At 72.3% G+C, this 17,991-nt stretch carries 21 protein-coding genes; 14 read left to right on the plus strand and 7 right to left on the minus strand.

What is annotated here, in order from left to right; translation table 11 throughout:
• Positions 1-42 precede the first annotated feature (42 nt).
• Entirely contained in the window at positions 43-1,944 is a 1,902-nt protein-coding gene (locus ACH4U8_RS18840; RefSeq protein ID WP_395778824.1) for an ABC transporter ATP-binding protein, read from the plus strand.
• Positions 1,945-2,022: 78 nt separating this feature from the next.
• The gene (locus ACH4U8_RS18845) at positions 2,023-3,252 is read left to right on the plus strand and encodes an FAD-dependent monooxygenase (protein WP_379992289.1); all 1,230 of its coding nucleotides are present in this window, start codon (positions 2,023-2,025) and stop codon (positions 3,250-3,252) included.
• A gap of 36 nt (positions 3,253-3,288) precedes the next feature.
• Here ACH4U8_RS18845 and ACH4U8_RS18850 read toward each other — a convergent pair whose 3' ends face one another.
• The 3 genes from ACH4U8_RS18850 to ACH4U8_RS18860 are packed head-to-tail and all read right to left on the minus strand — an operon-like array spanning position 3,289 to position 4,864.
• Positions 3,289-3,633, minus strand: a complete 345-nt coding sequence (locus tag ACH4U8_RS18850; protein ID WP_379992288.1) for an Asp23/Gls24 family envelope stress response protein — start codon at positions 3,631-3,633, stop codon at positions 3,289-3,291.
• Complete coding sequence (locus tag ACH4U8_RS18855; RefSeq protein WP_395778826.1) at positions 3,630-4,319, minus strand: Asp23/Gls24 family envelope stress response protein; 690 nt, start codon at positions 4,317-4,319, stop codon at positions 3,630-3,632. Before ACH4U8_RS18855 ends, ACH4U8_RS18850 begins: the two co-directional genes overlap by 4 nt.
• The gene (locus tag ACH4U8_RS18860; RefSeq protein ID WP_360305297.1) at positions 4,310-4,864 is read right to left on the minus strand and encodes a sigma-70 family RNA polymerase sigma factor; all 555 of its coding nucleotides are present in this window, start codon (positions 4,862-4,864) and stop codon (positions 4,310-4,312) included. Before ACH4U8_RS18860 ends, ACH4U8_RS18855 begins: the two co-directional genes overlap by 10 nt.
• A 278-nt stretch (positions 4,865-5,142) precedes the next feature.
• On the opposite strand from ACH4U8_RS18860, the gene ACH4U8_RS18865 reads away from it, so the two are divergent.
• The 6 genes from ACH4U8_RS18865 (at position 5,143) to ACH4U8_RS18890 (ending at position 7,831) form a co-directional block, all read left to right on the plus strand.
• The gene (locus ACH4U8_RS18865; protein ID WP_360305299.1) at positions 5,143-5,634 is read left to right on the plus strand and encodes an Asp23/Gls24 family envelope stress response protein; all 492 of its coding nucleotides are present in this window, start codon (positions 5,143-5,145) and stop codon (positions 5,632-5,634) included.
• Positions 5,631-5,909, plus strand: a complete 279-nt coding sequence (locus tag ACH4U8_RS18870; RefSeq protein WP_360305301.1) for a hypothetical protein — start codon at positions 5,631-5,633, stop codon at positions 5,907-5,909. Before ACH4U8_RS18865 ends, ACH4U8_RS18870 begins: the two co-directional genes overlap by 4 nt.
• A gap of 120 nt (positions 5,910-6,029) precedes the next feature.
• Positions 6,030-6,212 (plus strand): hypothetical protein, encoded by a 183-nt coding sequence (locus ACH4U8_RS18875; RefSeq protein ID WP_078977717.1) that lies wholly within the window; start codon positions 6,030-6,032, stop codon positions 6,210-6,212.
• A complete protein-coding gene (locus tag ACH4U8_RS18880; protein WP_360305303.1) occupies positions 6,212-6,568 on the plus strand; it encodes an Asp23/Gls24 family envelope stress response protein in 357 nt (118 codons plus the stop codon). The genes ACH4U8_RS18875 and ACH4U8_RS18880 overlap by 1 nt, the downstream gene beginning before the upstream one ends.
• A complete protein-coding gene (locus ACH4U8_RS18885) occupies positions 6,565-7,191 on the plus strand; it encodes a DUF6286 domain-containing protein (protein ID WP_360305305.1) in 627 nt (208 codons plus the stop codon). Before ACH4U8_RS18880 ends, ACH4U8_RS18885 begins: the two co-directional genes overlap by 4 nt.
• A 7-nt stretch (positions 7,192-7,198) precedes the next feature.
• Entirely contained in the window at positions 7,199-7,831 is a 633-nt protein-coding gene (locus tag ACH4U8_RS18890) for a hypothetical protein (RefSeq protein WP_395778828.1), read from the plus strand.
• 68 nt (positions 7,832-7,899) lie between these two features.
• Here the strand turns inward: ACH4U8_RS18890 and ACH4U8_RS18895 are convergent, their stop codons facing one another.
• The gene (locus ACH4U8_RS18895; protein ID WP_360305309.1) at positions 7,900-8,661 is read right to left on the minus strand and encodes an SDR family oxidoreductase; all 762 of its coding nucleotides are present in this window, start codon (positions 8,659-8,661) and stop codon (positions 7,900-7,902) included.
• An 81-nt stretch (positions 8,662-8,742) separates the two neighbouring features.
• On the opposite strand from ACH4U8_RS18895, the gene ACH4U8_RS18900 reads away from it, so the two are divergent.
• Positions 8,743-9,501 (plus strand): Sir2 family NAD-dependent protein deacetylase, encoded by a 759-nt coding sequence (locus tag ACH4U8_RS18900; protein ID WP_360305311.1) that lies wholly within the window; start codon positions 8,743-8,745, stop codon positions 9,499-9,501.
• 28 nt (positions 9,502-9,529) lie between these two features.
• Here ACH4U8_RS18900 and ACH4U8_RS18905 read toward each other — a convergent pair whose 3' ends face one another.
• Positions 9,530-10,336 carry an SURF1 family protein gene (locus ACH4U8_RS18905; RefSeq protein WP_360305313.1) on the minus strand — a complete coding sequence of 269 codons (807 nt, stop codon included), beginning with the start codon at positions 10,334-10,336 and terminating at the stop codon, positions 9,530-9,532.
• A 318-nt stretch (positions 10,337-10,654) separates the two neighbouring features.
• Between ACH4U8_RS18905 and ACH4U8_RS18910 the strand changes: the two genes are divergently transcribed.
• The 5 genes from ACH4U8_RS18910 (at position 10,655) to ACH4U8_RS18930 (ending at position 15,735) form a co-directional block, all read left to right on the plus strand.
• Positions 10,655-11,335: a hypothetical protein gene (locus ACH4U8_RS18910; protein ID WP_395778830.1), complete on the plus strand. Its 681-nt coding sequence runs from the start codon at positions 10,655-10,657 to the stop codon at positions 11,333-11,335.
• On the plus strand, positions 11,332-12,957 hold the full coding sequence (locus ACH4U8_RS18915) for a protein kinase (protein WP_395778832.1): 1,626 nt from the start codon (positions 11,332-11,334) through the stop codon (positions 12,955-12,957). The genes ACH4U8_RS18910 and ACH4U8_RS18915 overlap by 4 nt, the downstream gene beginning before the upstream one ends.
• A 177-nt stretch (positions 12,958-13,134) precedes the next feature.
• Positions 13,135-13,869 carry a hypothetical protein gene (locus ACH4U8_RS18920; protein ID WP_360305319.1) on the plus strand — a complete coding sequence of 245 codons (735 nt, stop codon included), beginning with the start codon at positions 13,135-13,137 and terminating at the stop codon, positions 13,867-13,869.
• A 63-nt stretch (positions 13,870-13,932) separates the two neighbouring features.
• Positions 13,933-15,210 carry an MFS transporter gene (locus tag ACH4U8_RS18925; protein ID WP_360305321.1) on the plus strand — a complete coding sequence of 426 codons (1,278 nt, stop codon included), beginning with the start codon at positions 13,933-13,935 and terminating at the stop codon, positions 15,208-15,210.
• A gap of 96 nt (positions 15,211-15,306) precedes the next feature.
• On the plus strand, positions 15,307-15,735 hold the full coding sequence (locus ACH4U8_RS18930) for a nuclear transport factor 2 family protein (protein ID WP_395778834.1): 429 nt from the start codon (positions 15,307-15,309) through the stop codon (positions 15,733-15,735).
• Here ACH4U8_RS18930 and ACH4U8_RS18935 read toward each other — a convergent pair.
• Both ACH4U8_RS18935 and ACH4U8_RS18940 read right to left on the minus strand, forming a co-directional pair.
• Complete coding sequence (locus ACH4U8_RS18935; protein WP_360305325.1) at positions 15,684-16,508, minus strand: SAM-dependent methyltransferase; 825 nt, start codon at positions 16,506-16,508, stop codon at positions 15,684-15,686. The two genes, ACH4U8_RS18930 and ACH4U8_RS18935, sit on opposite strands and share 52 nt — an antisense overlap.
• Before the next feature lie 192 nt (positions 16,509-16,700).
• Positions 16,701-17,987, minus strand: coding sequence for an amidohydrolase family protein (locus ACH4U8_RS18940; RefSeq protein WP_379987971.1), 1,287 nt, complete (start codon positions 17,985-17,987; stop codon positions 16,701-16,703).
• Between the last annotated feature and the right edge of the window lie 4 nt (positions 17,988-17,991).

The raw sequence follows: 17,991 nt of genomic DNA on the forward strand, positions 1-17,991 counted from the left end.
TGATCATTCGATATGTACGGAATGTACGGGGAGCGAGGCGGGATGAGTGGCGGCGGCCCGATGGGCATGAATCTGCGGTCCTACACGCGGGACGCGTCGGTGGTCGAGCGCAGGCTCGCGCCCGGCACGGTTCGGCGGGTGGGCGAGTTCGCGCGACCCTTCGCGCGGCAGATCACCGCGTATCTGGTCCTGGTCGTGATCGGCGCGGTGTTGACCATCGTGCCGCCGCTGCTCGCGCAGCGGATCGTGGACGACGGGGTGCTCGAGGGCGACGGTCACCTGGTGACCGTGCTCGCGATGGTGGTGGCGGGCATCGCGCTGCTCGCCGCCGGGTTCGGCCTGGCCGAGCGGTGGTATTCGGCGCGGATCGGCGAGGGGTCGATCTACGAGCTGCGCAGTCGGGTGTTCGCGCATGTACAGCGGCAGCCGATCGCGTTCTTCACCAGGACCCAGACCGGCGCGCTGATCTCGCGGCTGAACAACGACGTGTTGTCCGCGCAGCGCGCGTTCACCTCGACGCTGGCCGGTGTGGTGTCCAACCTGGTGAGCCTGGTGCTGGTGGCGGGCACGATGTTCTACCTGGCCTGGCAGATCACCCTGATCTCGCTGGTCCTGCTCCCGCTGTTCCTGCTGCCGGCCAAGTGGATCGGGCGTCGGTTGCAGACCATGACGCGCGAGCAGATGCAGTTGAACGCCGAGATGTCGACCGTGATGACCGAGCGGTTCAACGTCTCCGGCGCGATGCTGGCCAAGATCTTCGGTCGGCCCGACGAGGAGGACGCGCTGTTCTCCGGGCGGGCCGCCCGGGTGCGCGACATCGGCATCCGGATCGCGTTGGTGAACCGGGTGTTCGCCACCGCGCTGACCCTGGTCGCCTCGCTGGCGACCGCGCTGGTGTACCTGATCGGCGGGCATCTGGCGGTGGACGGGCGGCTGACGGTGGGCACGTTGGTCGCGCTGACCGTGTTGCTGGGGCGGCTGTACGGGCCGCTGACCGCGCTGGCGAACGTGCGGGTGGACGTGATGACCGCGTTGGTCAGCTTCGAGCGGGTCTTCGAGGTGTTCGACCTGCCCGCGATGATCGCCGACAAGCCGGACGCCCGGCCGCTGCCGGCGGATGCGGCCACGGTCGAGTTCGACGGCGTCGGGTTCGCCTACCCCGGCGCGGACCAGGTCTCGTTGGCCTCGCTGGAGAGCGTCGCGGTACTCGATCGGCGACGCTCCGAACCGGTGTTGCACGACGTGTCCTTCCGGGCCGAGCCCGGTCAGGTGGTGGCCCTGGTGGGGCCCTCGGGCGCGGGCAAGACCACGATCACCTCGCTGGTCGGCCGGCTCTACGACGCGACCGAGGGGTCGGTGCGGATCGGTGGCCACGACGTGCGCGACGTCACGCTGGACTCGCTGCGCGACGCGGTCGGCGTGGTCACCCAGGACTCGCACATGTTCCACGACACGATCCGCGGCAACCTGCTCTACGCCAGGCCGGACGCGAGCGAGGAGCAACTGTGGGCGGCGCTGCGCGGGGCGAACATCGGTGAACTGGTGGCCGAGTTGCCGGACCGGCTGGACACCGTGGTCGGCGAACGCGGACACCGGTTGTCCGGCGGCGAGAAGCAGCGGCTGGCGATCGCCCGACTGTTGCTCAAGTCACCGCGGGTGGTGGTGCTCGACGAGGCGACCGCGCACCTGGACTCCGAGTCCGAGGCGGCAGTGCAGCAGGCGCTGGCCACCGCGCTCGAGGGTCGCACCGCGCTGGTGATCGCGCACCGGTTGTCCACCGTGCGCGACGCCGACCTGATCCTGGTGGTCGACGGCGGCGGCATCGTGGAACGCGGCACGCACGCCGAGCTGCTCGTCCGGAACGGACTGTACGCGGACCTGTACCACCGTCAGTTCCGGGACCGGGAGGTGGCGCCGGACGAATCCGAGGCGCTGGCCATCTGAGCGCGCGTCGGCCGACCGCAGCCCCGACCGGCGGGTAGTGTGTTGATATTCCAGGTGGTTGGCAAGAGGGGCTTCTACGTGCGTGTTCTCGTCGCCGGTGGCGGCATAGGTGGACTGGCTGTGGCACTGAGCCTGTACGACGCGGGCATCACCGAAGTGACGGTGATCGACGCGGCACTGAGAATCCGGCCCCTCGGGCTGGGGATCAGCCTCCTGCCCCACGCGGTGCGCGAACTCGCCGAACTCGACCTCTACCACCCGATCGCCAACCTGGGCGTGCCGCTGTCCGGCGTGGCCTATCCCGACCGGGCGGCCGAGCGCGTGGTGCTCGCGCCGCGCGGCCAGCGGGCCGGCTTCCTGTGGCCGCATCTGTCGGTGCACCGCGGCGAGTTGCAGGTCGCCCTGCTGCGCGCGGTCTACCAGCGACTGGGGCGCTCGGCGGTGCGCACGGGCTCGCGGCTGACCGGGTTCGACCAGGACGACGACGGCGTGACCGCGTACTTCGTCGACGGCGCGGAGCGGCCCTGGCAGGAGCGGGCCGACGTGCTGATCGGGGCGGACGGGATCAACTCGGCGACCCGCGCGACGCTGTTGCCGCAGGAGGGCTCCCCGGTCGCGCAGCCGCGCATCCTGATGCGTGGCACCACCCGCTGTGCGCCGTTCGCCGACGGGCACACGATGATCATGACCGCCCACGGCGAGGCGCGCTTCATGGCGCACCCGATCAAGCCGATCGACCCCCGGGACGGGACCACGCTGACCAACTGGCTCGCGGAGCTGCCCGATCGGCAATCGGCCGGCGAGCTCGGCGACACCGGCTGGAACGGGCCCGCGGACCTGCGCCGGCTCACCCGGGTCTTCCGCGGCTGGAGCATCGCCGGCGCGGACGTCGGCGCGATGGTCAGGACGCCGACCGAAGCCTCGGGCTATCCCTTGGTGACCCGACCGCCGCTGGACCAGTGGTCGTTCGGCCGGGTCACCCTGCTCGGCGACGCGGCCCACCCGATGTACCCCTACGTGCTCGGCGGCGCGTCCGAGTCGATCGTCGACGCGCGGGTGCTGGCCCGCTCGTTGGTCTCGTACCGGGATCCGGTCGAAGCCCTGGAGGTGTACGAGCGGGCCCGGTTGCCCCTGAACAAGTGGCTGCAACTGATCGGCCACGGACGGGTGCCCAGGGCCGCCGACGCGACCGGCCCGCTGACCGCCACCGAGGAGATCGGCGGCATCATCGGGGCCTACGGCCACCTGCCCGGACACGATCCGGCCGGCCTGAACGAGCGGCCCTCGTACAGCCTCGCGCACGCCTGAGCCCGACCCCGGCGCGGGCGCCGGCGAGCGGGCCGCTCACACCCCGGCGTCGGTGACCAGGATGTGCACGACCACCCGCTGCTGCCCGGTCTGCCGGCGCACCTCGGCGGTGACCGCCGCGCGCACCTCGCGGGCCACGTCCAGCACCCGATGGTCCGCCGCCGCGCGAAACTGCACGTCCACGTGCAGGATTCCGTCGAGCACGCGCGTGGTCACCCCGGGGACCCGGCCCTGGATCAGGCCGCCCGAGACCTGGGCGACCGCGTCCAGCAGGCCCGGTTGCAGGTCCACCACGCCCGGCACGGTCAGCGCCGCGCTGCCGGCGGTGGTCCGGGCCAGGATGGACATCTCGCGCGAGATGCGCGTCGCGGGCTGCCTCATCGGTTCGCCTCCCGGTCCCCGGCGGCCGACTCCAGGCCCACCACGTCCACGTCCACCTTCGCCACTTCCAACCCCAGTCGTTCGCTCGCGGCCCGGCGCACCCGCTCGCGCAGCCGATCGGCCAGCGCGTGGATCGGCTCGCCGTAGGGCACGCCGACCGACAACCGCACGGTGACCGGTCCCGGCACCGCCGCGCCCGCCCGGTTCTCGTACGGCCGGATCCGGCAACTGCGGGCCTGCACACCGGGTTCGGCGTCCACCGCCGCGCGCAGCGTACGCGCCGCCGCGCTCTCGGTCAGCGTCAACTGCTCGTCCGGCTCGCCCAGCGGCAGCAGCCGGCCGGTGTGCAACTCGGCCCGGACCAGGCGCATCACCCGCACGCCCAAGTCGTCCGGTACCGGGACCGGCAACTCGGCCCATTCGCGGGTGACCTGGTCGAGCACCGAGTGGTCGCGCAGCAGCGCCTGGCATTCGGGACACGAGCGCTCGTGCTCGTCCGACTCGCCCGCGGCGGCGTGTTCGAGCACCGCCTCGGGATCTCGCCCGCACGGCAGCAGGTTCGGATCCGGCTCGGCGTCCCCCGACCCGGCCGGCGTCCGGTCGTGCCGGGTCGTCGCGAGCAGTTCCGCCGCGGACGGCAGCCGCAGTGCCTCGGGCACGTCGCCCGCCTCGTTCGTCACGTCCACGGCCGCATCGCCTCCGCCAGGGTCTGTCGTGCTCGGAAGATCCTGCCTCGGACCGCGTTCGCCCCGATGCCCACGGCCGCCGCGATCTCGTCGTAGCTCTGCCCGTGCAACTCGCGCAGAACCCAACAGGCGCGCTGCTCCTCGGTGAGCGTGGTCATCGCCTCCTGAAGCGCCTTGAGCGCCGCCGACCCCTCCGCCCGTCGCTCCGGATTGTCCGCCATCTGCTCTATCGCCCGATCCGGCACCTGGTCCAGGCCGACCGTGGGCCGTCTGGTCCGGGCGATGTTCAACGCGCGGTTGGTGACGATGCGATACATCCAGGTCAGGAACGACGATTCGGCACGGAACCCGGGCAGGCGACGCCAAGCGCTGATGAACGCCTCCTGGACCGCGTCCTCCGCGTCCGTGGGGCGTCCCAGGATGCGCAACGCGAGCGTGTACAGGGAACGACCGTGCCGACGCATCAGCACCTCGAATGCCTCGGCGTCGCCCTCTTGAGCCCGCACCACCAGGGTGCCCTCGTCGAGCTCGGCCTCGTCGGCCATCGGCTTCCCTCCTCGTCCCAACCCGGCGACGGTACTGCGCGCGAGGGCACAACACGAGAACCGCCACCCCACGGCGAGGCGCGGGTCCGGATGCGGCCCGGGAACCGCCCGGCGGGATAGCGTCGGATTCCGCGAAACATCCTCCGAACGACGCGTGACGTTCGCCCGGTGTGTGTGTCGTACAGGTGTGGTGAACCCGGCAAGGGGCACCGATGACAGGCGGGACCGAGTGGGGTTCCGGTCGCATGGTTCGGGCAGTCGAGGAAGGAAGTGCGCCGATGGCGGACACAACGACCCAGAGCAAGACCGGCACGCAGGCGCTCCAGAAGGACGAGGAGCGTTCGCCGGCGGGCGGGGCTCGTTCCACGGAGGTCGTCAGGCTGGCCACCGAGAAGGGCCGCACGTCCATCGCGGACGGCGTGGTCGCCAAGATCGCGGGCATCGCCGCCCGGGAGATCCCGGGCGTGTACGCGCTCGGTGGGGGCGCCGCCCGAGCGTTCGGCGCGGTGCGTCAGCGCATCCCGGGGGGCAAGCCCAACGTTGCGCAGGGTGTCAGCGTCGAGGTGGGCGAGCGGCAGTGTGCCGTGGATCTCAACATCGTGGTGGATTACGGCGTGCCCATCGCCGAATTGGCGCAAGCGGTCCGAGAGAATGTGATCGACTCCGTCGAGCGGATGACCGCGCTCGAAGTGGTCGAGGTCAACATCGCGGTGGACGACATCCACATCGAGTACGACGGAGACGACTCCAAGGAGCGCCAGCTTCAGTGACGGTCGGGCCCGGCGACGACGCGCGGCGACAACTGCTGCGCGAGTACCGGGAATTCATCCGCGCGAGTCATCCCGACCGGGGGGGTGACCCGGAGGAATTCGTCGCCGGGCTGGAGCGGTTCAGAGCGCTGATCGACGCGGCCGGGCCACCGGCGCCGGTTCGCTCGGGGGCCGCGGCGGAGACCACGGTCTACCGCCGCGGCCGGTTGCCGGGGCGGCTCTGGCGGCAGTTGGCGGAGCGGCATCGACGGCGCAACAACCCGCGCGTCGAGTAGCGGGCGGGGTGCGAGGCGGCTCGGCGGAATCCGTACGGCCCTTCGGCACCCGACCCGACGGGCGTCGACGACAACCGTCGACAACAACCAATGGTCGGTTCAGTGAGGAGTCGTTCGCCAATGACTACACCCATGGTCGGCCTGCTGGTCGGCATGGCCCTCGGCCTGGCCGCCGCGCTCGGCGGGTTCGGGGCCTTTCTCCTGGTCGCCGCGCTCGGGGTGGTCGGCTTCCTGGTCGGCCGCTTCCTGGACGGCGACCTGGACCTCGGCGAGCTGTTCAGCTCGCGCAACCGGCGGCGCTGATGCGCGCGGTACCGGCGGAGGGCCTGGCGCCGGCCGCGCATCGCGGAGTGTTGCAGATCGGCGGGCGCGTGGTGGAGAAGATCGCCGCCCGTGCCGCGCGCGCGGCCACCACCGAGGCCGCGCCGGACACCGTGCTGCGCGCCCCGCGGGCGGGCGCCACCATGCACCACGACCACGCGACGGTCAACCTCGACGTGGACGTGCCCTATCCCGGGCCGGTGGTCGAGATCGCTCGGACCATTCGGCAACGGGTGCGCGCCGACGTGGAATACCTGACCGGCATGCCGGTGGTCCGGGTGGACGTGACGGTCGGCCGGTTGACCCGTGGGGGGCACGGCAAGAGGAGAGTGGAGTGAGCCTGGAGGCTGCGCCGGAGGCGCCCTCGGGTGCCTCGCCGGCCGAGACGTCGGCGGGTACGACCGACGACTGGGGTGACGGCGCGAAGGTACGCCGAGCCTGGTCGCCGCGCGGCTTTCCGGCCGGGCTGGTCGCGCTGCTCGTGGGCGGGGTCGCGGGCACCGCGCTGTACATCGGTGTGACGGCCCGGATCGACCGGGCCCCGCGCTGGTCCCGCGACCTGCTGGAGCGCGCCCAGACGCACGTGTGGCGGGACGACGCGACCATCATCGCCGGGCTGATCGCCGCGGTGCTGGGGCTGTGGCTGATCCTGCTCGCGCTCACCCCGGGCCGGCGCAGTCTGCTGCGGCTGCGCTCGCCGGGCGACGCGATGACCGTCTACATGACCAGGCGCACCGCAGCCTCGTTCCTGCGGCACACCGCGCTGGCCTCCTCGGGCGTGTTGGACGCGCGGGTGCGGATGGGTCGACGCAAGGCGGTGCTGCGGGTGGACTACCACTTCCGCGATCCGGACGATCTGCACGACGAGTTGATCGAACGGCTGGAGGAACGCGCCAACGCGCTCACGCTGGCCCGGGTGCCGCGGGTGGATCTGCGCCTGCAGCCGGTGAGCGGGAGGTGAGGCGGGCATGCGTACGGTGACCAACCGGATCCTGCTCTTCCTGGTCGGGCTGGGCCTGATCGGCGGCGGGCTCGCGCTCGCCGCGCGCGGCCGGGGCTGGTATCCCGATCTGGTGCACACGGCGGACAAGCCGTTCATCACCACCAGTCAGGCCGAGCGGCTGACCGACCACGGCTGGTGGTGGTGGGTCGCCTTCGGTGCCCCGGGACTGCTCCTGCTGCTCGCGTTGTGGTGGCTGATCGCCCAGTTCGGCCGGCGGCCGGTGCGGTCGCTCCGGGTGCGCGACACCACGGCCGGGGCCGGCGACGGCCCGTCGGGGCTGGGCACCGGCTTCGGCATGGTGGGCGACGAGGCGGACACCCTGACGGTGACCGGGAACGCGCTCGCCGACGCGATCGAGGACGACCTGTCCTACGTGGACGGCATCGAACACATCTCGGCGCACCTGGTCCGCCGTCGGCACGGCCCGACGCTGCGGGTCCTGGTCCGGGCCGAACCGGGCGCGGAACCACGCGCGTTGCTGAGCGCGGTGCGCGATCGGGTGTTGCCCAACGCGCGCGAGGCGGTGGGCCTGTCCACGCTGCCCACGGTGCTGACCCTGCGGACCAGCCGGGGCCTGCCCAAGCGGCATCTGGACTAGGACGTGCTCGTGGGCCCGGGACGGGTGTCCCGGGCCCTTTCGGGTTCAGCTTCCGGGCCCACGTCGGGTCACAGCGAGCGGGTCAGGCCGCCGTCGACCGGGATCATCACGCCGCTCAGGTAGGACGCGGCCGGGGACAGGGTGAACGCGGCCACCCGGCCGAATTCCTCCGGAGTGCCGTAGCGGGCCAGCGGGATGGACTGGGCGTGCCGGGTCCGGCTCGCCTCCGCGTCGCCGCTCAGGCCGTCCAGCTCGCGCACCCGGTCGGTGTCGATCCGGCCGGGCAGCAGCCCGAACACCCGGATGCCGCGCGGGCCCAGCTCGTCGGCCAGCGTCTTGGCCACCATCGCCAGGCCCGGGCGCAGGCCGTTGGAGACGCCGAGCCCGGGGATCGGTTGGCGCACCGACGAGGACAACACGAAGCCGATCGAACCGCCGTTGCCCAGCGCCGAGGCGGTGGCCCGGGCGAGCCGGACCGCGCCCAGGAACACCGACTCGAACGCGTCCCGCCACTGGTCGTCCTCGATCGCGGTGATCGCCCCGGCGGGCGGGCCGCCGACGCTCACCAACGCCCCGTCGAGCCGCTCGAATCGGGCCAGCGCCGCGGCGACCAGCCGTTCGGCGGTACCGCTCTCGCCGTTGTCGGCGGCGATCCCCAGCGCCTGTTCGGGGCCGCCCAGTTCGGCGACGGCCTCCGCCGCGCGTTTTTCGTCCCGTCCGGTGACCACCACTCGGGCGCCGTCGTCCACCAGCGCGCGGGCGGTGGCGAGGCCGAGGCCGCGGGTGCCGCCGGTGACCAGATATACGCGATCGCGCAGTCCTAGATCCATGCCCCCCATCCTGCCCGCTGTCGGCCCCCACGCGGGGTAATTGACAGGTCATCAGGTCGGCCGGTCGTTACCCTCGGGGGCATGACCGAGCAGATCGATGTGGTGCGGGAGTGGATCCGGGCGGCCGACGACGGGGTGACCGTGCTCACCGGCGCGGGCATCTCCACCGACTCCGGCATTCCCGACTATCGGGGTCCGCAGGGCGTGTGGACCAAGGACCCGGACGCGGAGAAGCTGGTCACCTACGGCTACTACATGGGCGACGAGGACATCCGCCGCCGTTCGTGGTTGTTGCGCCGGGACAACCCCGCGCGCCTGGCCGGGCCCAACGCGGGTCACGCCGCGCTGGTGGCGCTGGAACGGGCCGGTCGGCTCAACGCGTTGATCACCCAGAACGTGGACGGCCTGCATCTGCGGGCGGGCACCGGCCCGGAGAAGATCATCGAGCTGCACGGCACCATGTTCTACGTGGTGTGTACCGACTGCGACGCGCGCACGACCCTGGACACGGCCCTGGAGCGGGTGGCGATGGGCGAGGACGACCCGCGCTGCGTGCGGTGCGGCGGGATCCAGAAGACCGCGACGATCATGTTCGGCCAGGGGCTGGACCACGGGGTGCTGGAGCGGGCCGCGATCGCCGCGCAGATCGGCGACGTGTTCCTCGCCATCGGCACCACGCTCCAGGTCGAGCCCGCCGCGTCGCTGTGTCGGGTGGCCCGGGAGGCGGGCGCCAAGCTGGTGATCGTCAACGCGGGGGAGACGCCCTACGACCGGGTCGCCGACGCGGTGATCCGCGAGCCGATCGGCGACGTGCTCCCGGAGTTGGTCAAGGGGTTGTGACCGCGCTCGCGGCCCGGGGCGCCGCCGGTCAGACCTTGGCCGGTTGTTCCTCGGGCGAGGCGGCCGAGGTGTCCTCGTCCAGCGCGGCCAGTTCGCTCTCCAGCTCCTTGGCCTCGCTGCGCACCAGCTTGACCAGCATCGCCACCAGGGCGAACGCGAAGATCCACCACTGGACCGCGTAGGCCAGGTGCGGGCCCAGGTCCTCGTCGTCCGGTTCCGGGATCAGCGCCGGCGCTTTCGCGGCCATCGGGGTCTGCTCGGTGAGTTCGACATAGCCGCCGAGGATCGGGTGCGGCAGCTTCGCGGCCAGTTCGAAGCCGGAGATCCGCATCACCAGGCCGTCGGGCAGCGCCAGATCGCGGATGCCGGAGTCCTTGCGGGTCTCGTCCGGACGCAGCCGACCGGTCACCGTGACCTGACCGGTCGGCGCCGGCGGCACCTCGGGTCGGTCGGTGGCGGTGGCCGGGTTCTTCACCCAGCCGCGATCGACCAGGAGCGCCCGACCGTCGGCGGTGATCAGCGGGGTGACCACATAGAAACCGGGGACGCCGTCCTGCGAGCGGTTGCGGGCGAGCATCTCGTGCTCGGTGTCGTACCTGCCGGTCGCCGTGACCCGGCGCCACTGCAGATCGCCGGGCAACTTGCGGCCCACCGCGAGGAGCTCCTGTGCGGGCACCGGCTTGCGCTCGATGTTGGCGCTGATCAGGTCGTTGTGCGCGACCTTGTGCTCGTGCCGGTGGAACTGCCAGAAGCCGAGCTCGACCATGATCGGGACCAGCACGAGGACGAGCAGCGCCATCGCGATCCAGCGCGGGGTCAGCAGGAAGCGGTACACCCGAGCACGGTACCCCTCGGTGTGCCCGGTGCGTCCCGCCGGGTGCGTGCGGGCGGCCTCGGGCGCGGCGCGACGCGGTGTGCCGCGGGTCGCCGGGCGAGGCCGGCGCGCCCGGCCGGCGACCCGACGTCGGTGCCGGTGTCCCGCTTTCCAGGTCGGCAGCCGGCCGGTCGGTCCCGCCGATAGGCTTCCGGCACGCCGTCTCCCGGTTCATTGCCCGCGACTCCCGGTAGACCGGGTGCGGACGCGGCATTCGATTCACCCCGTGCGGGGAGTCGGCCGGCCTCGGGAGTCCCACAGCCTCGGGAGTCACACAACATGGAAGGTCCGTCGCGCGATCCGGTGCCCGGTCGACGCGGTACCGCCGGTCACTGGTTCGGGCTGATCGGGCTCGCCGCGCTCGCGTTCGTCTCGATCGGCTTGTTGTCCTGGATCCTCCCGCTCGTGGCCGGAGTTCGCACCCGCAGGCGCTGGGACTGGGTGGTCCTGACGGGCGTCGCGGTGAGTGTGGTCCTCGCCTTCGTGTGCCTGGCCGTGGGCAGCGAGACGGACGACGAGAAGGCCGCGCGCGAGGCGCTGGGCGGGCCCGAACCGCAGACGATCCTGGACGACGTCGGGACGATCATGCTGCTCGTGCTGATGGTCGCGGTGCCGATCTGGTGGTGCGTCAGGTCGGCCCGCTGGGCCAAGGCGATGGGCGGGCACCAGCCGCACCCGCAGGCCGGTTACGCGCCGTGGCAGCAGGGGCCCGTCGGGCCGCACCCGCGTCCGCACCCGCAGTCGATGCCCTACCGTCCGGCGCCGCCGCAGGCCCCGCCCGGGTATCTCCGGCCCGCCCCGCCCGTCGGGCCCGCCGACTCGCGCGGGCCGGTCGCTCCACCGCCCGCCGCCGGGCCTCCGCCCCTCGACGATCCCGCCGCGCGGGCCCGGGCCCGGTTGCAGGGCCTCAGCGAACGGCTGCGCGAGCAGGACGGCGGCAATCCCGGAGGACCTCGATGAGCATTCCCGGACGTGTGATCGCGGGCCGCTACGAACTGTCCGCGGCGATCGGTCGCGGCGGCATGGGGCAGGTCTGGAAGGCGTACGACCAGACCCTCCAGCGCCGGGTCGCGGTCAAGCTGCTGCGCACCGACCTGGTGGACACCGCCGGCGACCGCGGCGCGATGGAACGACGCTTCCTGCGCGAATGCCGGGTCACCGCGGGCATCGACCACCCGGGCCTGGTCACCGTGTTCGACGGCGGCGCCGACGAGGGCGAGCTGTATCTGGTGATGCAGCTCCTGGACGGCTGCGACCTGGCCGATCTGATCGCCGAGAACCAACCGGTGCCGTGGGAGTGGGCGGTCGCGGTGGCCGCGCAGATCTGTTCGGTGCTGGCCGCGGTGCACGCGGTGCCGGTGGTGCACCGCGACCTCAAGCCGCGCAACGTGATGGTCCGCCGGGACGGCACGGTCAAGGTGCTCGACCTGGGTGTGGCCGCGGTGCTCGACCCGGAGTCGACCAAGCTGACCACGACCGGGGCGATGCCGGGCTCACCCGCGTACATGGCGCCCGAGCAGATGAACGGCATCGTCGAGCCGCGTACCGACCTGTACGCGCTCGGCTGCCTGCTCTACGAAATGCTGGCCGGACAGGCGCCGTTCGCCGGGCCGACGATGGCCTCGGTGATGCTCGGACACCTCAACGGCACCCCGGAGCCGCTCGGCGCCCGGCGCCCGGACATCCCCGCCGGGCTGGACCGGCTCGTGCTGCACCTGCTGGGCAAGCAGCCCGATCAGCGGCCCGCGAACGCGCAGGAGGTCTACCGACTGCTCGCGCCGCTGTTGCCGGTGGGCAGCGGCGACGCGCTGGCGCCGACCGCGCCGATGGACCCGACCCGCCCGCTGCGCTTCCCGGCCGCGCCGCAGCCGCTGCCGGGGCTGCCGGGGCCGGTACGCGCGGCGGTGCCCGACCGGCCGGCGGCGCCCTGGGCGATGAGCGCCGGCCCCGCCGCGTACCCGCCGCGCCCGGATCCGGACTGGGCCGCGGTGCCCTCCGCCGCGCCCCCCACGCCGGACGTGCGCAGCGCGCTGGACGAGGCCAATCGGCTGCTCGGCGAGGGCGCGTTGACCCAGGCCGTGGACGTGCTCGGCGCGGCCCTGCCGGTCGCCATCGCCCGGCACGGGGAACACGACCCGCTCGTCCTGGGGTTGCGTCAGGCGCTCGCCGACACGTTGCTGGCGGATCGTCGGTTCCGGCGCGCGCTCCCGGAGTTGCAGTACCTCGCCGGGGTGTTCGCGGCCTCCGGCGGGCCGACCGACGCGGAGGCGATGGAGTACGGCCGACAGGTCGCGGCGTGCCTGGAGGAATTGGGCGAACTGCCCGCCGCGCTGGGGGAGTACCGGCGACTGCTGGACCTGCATCGACGGGTCCCGGACGCCGACGTGTACCAGGGGTTCGACCTGCGCGAGCGGATCGGGTTGTTGCTCGCGGCGCTGGGCGACCCGTACCAGTCCGAGAGCGTGCTGATGCCGCTGCTGGCCGAGCAGGAGCACCGTCTGGGCCCGCAACACCCGCGGGTGTCCACGCTGCGCCAACACCTGGCCCGGATCCACGGGGTGACCGGCTTCCGCCGACGGTGACGCCCGGGCGGCCTGCGGGTGTCGGGCCGGGTGCCGGGCGGTGACGGGTACGGGTGATCGATGCCGACGTGGGCGAAGGCGCACATTTTCTGCCACTTGTCGTGCCTGTGCTCTTCCGCCCGGGGGTCGCCATGGGCGACCGTGGAGACATCGACGCGCACGAAGGGGGACGTGGCGATGGAACTGCCCGAGCTGTCCCTGCCCTGGTTCGTACTCGGTGTCGCCGGCGCGGTGTTGTCCCTGTCGCTGCCCTGGTTCCAGACCCGGACCCACCGCCGGGCCCGCGCGCTCGACTTCGACGAGTCGCGCTACGCCGGCACGCCCGACACCGTCTTCCGGGTCCCGATCACCCCGCTCAAGGTCTACGCGGAGCCGGTCGCGGTGCGCGCGGTCGGCCTGCCGCTCGGTGTCGCCGGCGCGGTGCTGTTCCTGGTGTTCGGCCTGTGGCCGTCCATGCTGACCTGGTCGGTGTGCGGCGCGGTGACCATCGTGCTCACGCCGGTGCGGCGGGCGTTGGGTCTGCGGGTGACCCACCGGATCGCCCGGGACGTGTCGTTTCGCAACGGGCCGCTGCGCGATCGGGACGGCACGGTGATCGCCGAGCAGACCTGGCCGCAGGTGGTGCGCACCTGGTACCGGCACGAGTATCGGGACCGGCCGCCGGGCGAGGACGACCTCTCGGTCGCGGTGCTCGGCAAGTTCTGGTGGCTGGCCGGTCATCTGCTGTGCTGGCCGGTGACGTTGCCGGGCACCCAGATCGTGCAGACCGCGATGTGCCAGAACCCGGCCTGGGCGCTGGGGCATGTGGGCGACGACGCGGGCGCGCCGTGGCTGGCGGATCTGGGCGAGGCCCGCACCCCCGGGCAGCGCGACCCGCACGGAAAGGCCCGGCAGACCGCCCCGGACGGGTGACGCCCGCACGGGTGACCACACCCCCCACCCGATCGTTGGGCCGGTGTGACGCGAAATGTCTCCATGATCCGGATCGCGGCGGCGTCCTTCGCCGGCACCTCGATCGAGTTCTACGATTTCTTCGTCTACGGCACGGCCGCGGCCCTGGTGCTCGGGCCGCTGTTCTTTCCCGGCTTCTCACCGATCGCGGGCACCCTCGCGGCATTCGCCACCTACGCGGTGGGCTTCGTCTCGCGGCCGTTGGGCTCGGTGTTGTTCGGTCGGTTGGGCGATCGGCGCGGGCGGCGTCCGGTCCTGGTCGGCTCGTTGTTGCTGACCGGCGTCGCGACCGTGCTGGTCGGGTTGTTGCCCACCTACGACCGGATCGGCCTGGCCGCGCCGATCCTGCTCGTGCTGCTGCGTTTTTGCCAGGGGCTGGGGGTCGGCGGCGAATGGGGCGGCGCGGTGTTGCTGGCGGCCGAGCACGCGCCGCCGGGACGCCGGGCGTTGTGGGGCAGCTTCCCGCAGGCGGGCCCCGCGATCGGGTTCCTGCTCGCCAACGGCATCATGCTGACCCTGTCGGGGGCGCTGACCGAGGCCCAGTTCCAGGCGTGGGGTTGGCGGGTGCCGTTCCTGTTCGCCGGCGTGCTCGCGGGCCTGGGGCTGCTGCTGCGCGCCTCGATCGAGGAGACCCCGGCGTTCGTCGAACTGGCCGCCGCGAACGAGTTGTCGGCGAGCCCCTTCACCGAGGTGGTGCGCGGGCACTGGCGGCTGATCCTGCTCGTCGCCGGGGCGCTGACCTGCGGCTACGTGGGCTTCTACCTGACCACGACGTGGTCGCTGCACTACGCCACCGACAGGCTGGCGGTCGGGCGCACCACGATGCTCGCGTGCATCATGGTCGCGGTGGTGGGCAAGGCCGCGGCCACGCCGTTGTTCGCGTTGCTGGGTGATCGGTACGGGCGCAAGCCGCTGTGCGTGGCGGGTTGTGCGGCGATGGGGTTGTGGGCGTTCCCGATGCTGGGGCTGCTGGCCACCGGTGAGCCGATGTGGATGACGCTGGCCTGCCTGGGCACGCTGATCGCCTTCATCACGATGTTCTCGGTGGTCGGCACGTACCTGTCGGAGTTGTTCGAACCGCGCGTGCGGTGCACCGGCGCGTCCACCGCGTACAACCTGGGCGGCGTCCTCGGGGGCGCGCTGACCCCGATCGTGGCCACCGAACTGGCCCGGGGCGACGGCACCCCGTGGAGCGTCGCGGCCTATCTCGCGGCGGCTTCGGTGCTCAGCGTGGCGTGCTTCTCGGCGCTGCCGGAGACCCGCGCGGTGCCGGCCTGGGAGGGACGACCGGCGACCGCCTGATGCGGAGGCGGCGGCGGCTTCCCGGTGCGCCGGCGATCCGCGCTGTCGGCGGTGATCGATCTTCCTTCGTCGGCCGTTGTGGGTCAGGCTGCGGCCATGGAATCCAGTGATGTCGAACAGGCCCGCGCACGGCACGTGCGGATCGCCGAGCGGCTGCTCGCGGCGGTGAGCGCGGGCGACCGGGGCGCCCAGGTGGCCTGCTACCACCCGGACGTGGTGCTCGAATTCCCCTACGCCGACCCGCCCGTGCGGATCGAGGGCCGGGACGCGGTGGACGCCTATCTGAAGGTCGCGCTCGGCATCTTCGAGCTGCGCCTGACGGTGACCCGGGTCCACGACTGCGTGGACCCGGACACCGTGATCGTCGAGTTCACCGGCGAGGGGCGGGCCAGGCCCACCGACCGCGCCTACGCGAACACCTACATCGTGGTGCTGGCCTTCCGGGACGGTCTGGTGGTCGGCCAGCGCGAGTTCTACAACCCGGTGCCGGCCGCCCGGGCCTTGACCGCGACGCCCGCCAACTGAGGCAGCTTCACCTCGGGGTCGCCGAGCCGGCCCTCGGGGCCCCACACGTCCACCGGGACCAGGCGGGCGGGCAACAGTTCCAGGCCGCCGAAGATGGCCAGGATGCCGTCGTGCGAACGGGCGTGCATCTTCTGCACGTTGGACGAGTACTCGCTGAGCGCACGATCCATCCCGGCCGGGCGCTCCTCGCTGCGGTGCGCGTGCGAGAGGGCCAGGTGGCTGCCGGGCACCGTCGCGTCCATGTACCGGCGCACCACGCCCGCCGGGTCCGCCTCGTCGGGGAGGAAGTGCAGCACCGACACGACCAGCACCCCGACCGGCTGGGAGAAGTCGATCAGCCTGCGCACCTCGGGCGAATCGATCACCTTGGCCGGGTCGGTCAGGTCGGCGCCCACGACCGTCGCGTTCGGGTTGTTCGCGAGCAGGGCCTGGCTGTGCGCGACCGCGACCGGGTCGTTGTCCACGTAGACCACCCGCGCGTCCGGATCGGCCTTGTGCGCGATCTCGTGCACGTTGCCCACCGTCGGGATGCCCGAGCCCAGGTCCAGGAACTGCCGGATGCCCAGATCCAGCAGGTGGTGCACGGCGCGGGTGAGGAACACCCGGTTCCCGCGCAGCACGTCGCGCAGCTCGGGCATCGCCTGGGTGACCAGTTCGGCGGCCTCGCGGTCGACCGCGAAGTTGTGCGCGCCGCCGAGTGCGTAGTCGTAGACGCGGGCCACGCTGGCGCGCGTGATGTCGATGTGCTCTGGAGCCCAGTCCGGTCGAGTCATGGCTCGGACTCTAAAGCGTGCGGACTCGATGCACCGGAAAAATCGCCCGCTCGACGGTTGGAAGCCCTGTGCAAGGCGTCACACCCGCACGGTTGGCACGCCCGCCCGGACATCGCGGCGGTCCCGGCGTCGACCGGATCGAAACGATGGGTTCCGATCTCGGACGCCGGGATCGCCGCCGGGTGGCCGCGGTTACGGCTTGACGCTCAGCGCGCCCACGAACGCGGGGCACTTGTCCGCGCCGACCGGGATGTCCTCGGCCGCCAGCGGTGCCCACACCTGGTCGACCCGGGGGCCCACCCGCGCCGCGATCGGGGCAAGCGCCGCCAGGTCGAAGCCGTACAACTTCGCCGCGTTGCCGCCGACCATGGCCGCGACCTCGACCGGGTCGATGCCGTTGTAGGTCAGTTGCAGCGCCTCGCGGCTGAACGGATGGCTGGCCTCCTTGTGCGGGTAGTCGCTGCCCCACATGATCCGGTCCACGCCCACCTGGTAGCGCAGCTTGGCCTCGGCCGGGCGCTGGAAGCTGGCCCCGACGTGGCACTGGCGGGCCCAGTACTCGCTGGGCTTGAGGTCCATCCGGCCCACCAGCGCGCTGCCCCACTCGTATTCCTGCGAGCCGACCGCGGTGCTCATCCGGTGCCAGTAGTAGTCCAGCCGCCGGGTCTCCTCCGGGATCCAGGCGGTGCCCTGCTCGGTGAAGACGAACTGCAGCTCCGGGTGGCGATCCATCGCGCCGGAGACCACCAGGTGGGTGAACGCGCGGTGCGCCCACCAGGACACCTCGGTCAGGAACACCACCTTGTCCACGTCGGTGTCCCCGGCCGGCGGCGCGGCCGAGCCGGTGTGGTGGTTCACCGGCATGCCCAACTCCTCGCACACCCGCCACAACGGCTCGTAGTGCGCGTAGTCGAACATCGGTACCAGACCGGAACCGGGCGGGGTGCCGGGCAGCAGCACGCCGCCGGTGAGCCCGGCCTCCTTGGCCCAGCGGATCTCCTCCACCGCGGCCGGGATGTCGTGCAGCATGATCTGCACGATGCCCGCCCGGCGTCCGGGCGTCGCCGCGCAGAAGTCGACCATCCAGCGGTTGTGCGCCTTCAGTCCCTCCCAACGCAGCGCCAGATCGCCCGCGTTCGCGGCCGGCGGCTGGTCGGTGAGCGAGGGCTTGGGGAAGAACGGCGGCACGGTGTTGGGAAAGACGACCTCCGCCACCACCCCGTCCGCCTCCAGGTCGCGCATGCGTCGGTCGGAGTCCCAGTTGCGCGGACCCAGATCGCCCTTGAGGTCCTCGTAGGGAATCTCGTAGCCGCTCACCCACGTGTCGAACTCGGCGTGCAGGCGCGCGGGCAGGTAGTCGCGGTAGCCGTGGATCTCGCCGCCGCCGTGGCAGTCGGCCGAGATCACCGTGTACCGCTCGGGGTGGTCACCGGTCGGGGGGCCGCTCGGGACGGGGAGCGGGGTGGTGCTGTCAGTCATGGGG

This window comes from Embleya sp. NPDC020886 (assembly GCF_044333915.1).
In the GTDB taxonomy this organism is placed as follows: Bacteria; Actinomycetota; Actinomycetes; order Streptomycetales; family Streptomycetaceae; genus Embleya.